The following is a 4134-nucleotide window of genomic DNA, read 5'->3' on the forward strand; positions in this document are numbered from 1 at the left end:
GGAGTACGTGTGCTCACGGCGGCATTCTTCCAGATCGTCACGCGCTGAGCGAAATCAGACGGTTGTATCACTGCAATATGCGGTGCGGTGGAGGAGTGGAGACGGGGCTGCCCCCGCCACTGCCGCAGGCTCTTTCAGCTCCGCGCAGCGATCCGGTCAGCGCAACGAATCGGCGCGGATTACTGTCACACCCTCATGGAAGGATGGCCACTGAAGCCACGAGGTGAGCGGGGGTGAGCGAGCATGGCTGCGGGAACAACAACGAGCAGCGACGGCGCCGCTACGGCCAGTGCGTACCGACCGGGTTGGGAGAGCTTCTCGCAGGCCACCCGGACCTGGTTTTCCAACGCCTTTCCCGCCGGGCCCATCGCCGTGCAGGAGCGCGCCTGGACGGCGATCGGCCGGGGTGAGAACGCGCTGGTCATCGCCCCCACCGGCTCGGGCAAGACGCTCGCCGCCTTCCTGTCGGCCATCGATCGCCTGGGGCGGCTCGACACCGGCGAGGCGGAGGCCCGCGAGCGCCCGGAGCCGGCCGGCGGCGTGCGGGTTGTCTACATCTCACCGCTCAAGGCGCTGGGGGTCGATGTCGAGCGCAACCTGCGCCGGCCGCTGGCGGGGATCGCCGCTGGCGGCCCCACCCACCCGATCTCAGTGGGGGTGCGCTCGGGGGACACGCCTGCGCGGGAGCGCCGTCGACTGCGCAAGTATCCGCCGGACATCCTCATCACGACGCCGGAGTCGCTCTACCTCATGCTCACCAGCGCCGTGCGCGAGACGCTGCGCACGGTGGAGACCGTCATCGTCGATGAGATTCACTCCTTCGCCGGGTCCAAGCGCGGCACGCACCTGGCGCTCTCCCTGGAGCGCCTTGACGATCTCCTGGAGCGTCCGGCGCAGCGCGTGGGCTTGTCCGCGACGATCTCGCCCCTTGAGGAGGTGGCGAGGTTCCTCGGCGGGCCGCATCCGGTGACCGTCGTCATCGACGACGGCCGAGCGACGCCGGAGGTCACAGTGGCCGTGCCGGTGGAGAACATGACCCGCATCCCGGCGATCTCGGACCGTCGCACCCGGATGGAGCGGGCGATGGGATCCCCCTCGCTCAGCGCCGCAGGGCACTCCTCGGGGCTCGGGCCGGCCAGGGCGGTGGATGCATGGCGCTCGGATGAGGCGCTGCGCCGCGCCATGGCGGCGGGGCAGGTCGGGCAGTCAGGACAGACGGCGTCGGCCGGGGCGCGCCGAGTCCCGGGTTCGGCGGGGCCTGCCCGGGTGTCGGGCTCCATCTGGCCGCACCTGGAGACCGCGATCCTGGACCAGGTCCTCGCCCACCGTACGACGCTCGTGTTCGTCAACTCCCGTGGCGCCTGCGAGCGCCTGACCGCCCGGCTCAACGAGGCCTATGCGGCGCACATCGGGCCGGGATCTGCGGTGCGGACCGCGTCGCAGTCCGTGGTGCAGGCTGCCTCCCCGGCCGAGGCCCGGGCACCGGTTCACCGCGAGTCCTGGGAGATGGGCACCGGTTCGCACACCGAGCCGCTGCCGCAGGGGGCGCCCGTCATTGCTCGCGCGCACCACGGGTCGGTCTCCAAGGAGCAGCGCCTGGACGTGGAGCGCCGGCTGGCCTCGGGAGAGCTGCGCTGCGTGGTGGCCACGGCCTCGCTGGAGCTCGGGATCGATATCGGCTCCATCGACCTGGTGCTCCAGGTGGCGCCACCGCCGTCGGTCGCGGCGGGCCTGCAGCGGGTGGGGCGGGCCGATCACCGGGTGGGCGGACGGCCCCGCGGTGTCATCTATCCCGTCGAGCGGACCCACCTGGTGGACGCCGTCGTCGCCGCCGAGGGGATGCGGGCCGGGGCGATCGAGCGCACCGTCCTGGTGACCAACGCGTTGGATGTCCTGGCCCAGCAGACGGTCGCCGCGGTGAGCGCCGGGAACCTGACAGCCGATGACTGGTTCGCCACCGTCACGCGGGCGGCGCCTTACACCTCACTGCCGCGGCGGGCCTTCGAGTCGGTTCTGACACTGCTGTCCGGAGGCTTCTCATCGGCGGACCTGGCCGACTTCTCACCGAGAATCGTGTGGGACCGCGCCACCGGCCGGCTCAGTGCCCGGCCGAACGCGCAGCGGCTGGCCGTCACGTCGTCGGGCACGATTCCGGACCGGGGCATGTTCCCGGTGGTTCTGCCCGAGGGTGCCGAGGAGGCAGGGCGGCGCCGGGTGGGCGAGCTCGACGAGGAGATGGTCAACGAGTCCAGCCCGGGCGACATCATCACGCTGGGGACATCGAGCTGGCGGATCCGGCAGATCACGGGTGACCGAGTCGTCGTCGACCCGGCCGAGGGGCGCAGTGCCCGCCTACCGTTCTGGCGAGGTGAGGGCCTGGGGCGGCCGGCGGCCACGGGGCTCGCCAAGGGGGTCTTCCTGCGGGAGGCGCAGGCCGGGCTGGAGGAACCGGGGAGCACTGGTGAGTCGGAGGCTGAGCAGGCGCTGCGGCGCCGGCTCATGGATGCGGGGCTGGACGCCCACGCCCGGGACAATCTCGTGGCGCTGCTGCGCGAGCAGCGCTGCGCCACCGGGGTCCTGCCCACCGATGAGACCCTGGTCCTGGAGCGCAACCGGGACGAGTCCGGCAGCTGGCGGATCATCATCCACAGCACACTTGGGCGGCGCGTCCACGAGCCCTGGGCAATGGCGATCCGGGAGCGAGTGCACCGCTTGCTGGGGATCAAGCCGCAGGTGATCGCGGCCGACGACGGCATCGTCCTGCAGATTCCGGCGCTCGAGGGGCGTCTTCCGGGCGCCGAGCTCGTCGTCTTCGATCCCGTGGAGGTATCCACCCTGGTGCGCGGCCGGATCAAGGAGACGGCGCTGTTCGCGGCCCGGTTCCGCGAGTGCGCCGCGCGCGCCCTGCTCATGCCCACCATACGGCCGGGGCACCGCACACCCTTGTGGCTGCAGCGAGTCAAGGCGGGTCAGCTGCTTGAGGCCGCCCGCCAGTTCCAGGACTTCCCCGTCAGCGTGGAGGCGGCGCGCGAGTGCCTCCAGGAGTACTACGACATGCCCGCGCTCACCGGTCTCATGGAGCGCCTGGGCTCCGGCCGGGTGCACGTCGTCGAGGCCGACACCACCGAGCCCTCACCCTTCGCCCACCCGCTCCTGTTCGGCTACACCAGCACCCTGCTGTACCAGGAGGACCTGCCGCATGCCGAGCACCGGGCCCGCCTGCTGTCCCTGGATCCCCAAGTGCTCGACGCGCTGCTGGGTGACGGGGGTCTTGCCGAGCTGCTCGACGACGAGGTCATGGCTGAGGTGGAGGCCGAGCTTCAGCGTCTGGCGCCCGGGCGGCGGGTGCGCGCCGACGCCGAGGGCATCGCCGACCTGCTGCGCGAGCTCGGGCCGTTGACCGACACGGAGCTGGTCGAGCGGTGCGACTGCACCGGAGACTCGGGCAGCGACGACGGCCAGGAGGGCTCCGGGGTCGCCAACGGCCTGCCTGCAGCGGTGCGGACGGCCATGGATGAGCTCGCCGATACCGGCCGCGCCCTGAGAGTGACTGTGGGAGGCCGCAAGCACTGGGCGCGGATCGAGGACGCCGGCGACCTGCACCGGGCGCTGGGAACGATGATCCCCGAGTGGGCCGCGGAGTCGAGGGCTCTCAACGGCGTCAACGGCGCAGCCGCACGGACCGCGGCGGCCCGCTCTCCCCTGGTCGACCTCACCCTGCGCCACGCCCGGGTTCACACACTCATCACGCCGGAGCAGGTGGCGGAGCGCTTCGGGGTGGGCGCATCGGTCGCCGAGGCCGCCCTGGGCGAGCTGGTCGAGGACGGCTCCGTGGTGAGCCTCGGCGAGGCGGGCTGGATGGAGACTTCTGTCCTGGCCCGGGTGCGCCACCGTTCCCTGGCTCGGGCGCGGGCCGCCGTCGCACCGGTGGCTCCCGAGGTCCTCCAGCGTCTGGTGCTGGAGCGGGCAGGGGTAGGCGAGGGGGGTAGCGGTGTCGACACCCTGGCGGAGGCCCTGGCCGCACTGGAGGGCGCGTGGTTGCCGGCCGACCTGTGGGAGTCGGTGGTGCTGCCCGCGCGGGTGGCCGACTACCGTCCCGCGATACTCGATGAGCTCATCGCCTCCGGGGAGGTC

General features: G+C 72.1%; 1 protein-coding gene. It reads left to right on the forward strand.

The window, feature by feature from the left end; translation table 11 throughout:
- Window positions 1–243: 243 nt before the first annotated feature.
- Window positions 244–4134, forward strand: a 3891-nt coding sequence (locus RWR81_RS12705) for a DEAD/DEAH box helicase (protein ID WP_314458086.1), incomplete at its 3' end; no start/stop codon positions are given.

The organism is uncultured Actinomyces sp. (assembly GCF_963526355.1).
Taxonomy (GTDB): domain Bacteria; phylum Actinomycetota; class Actinomycetes; order Actinomycetales; family Actinomycetaceae; genus Actinomyces.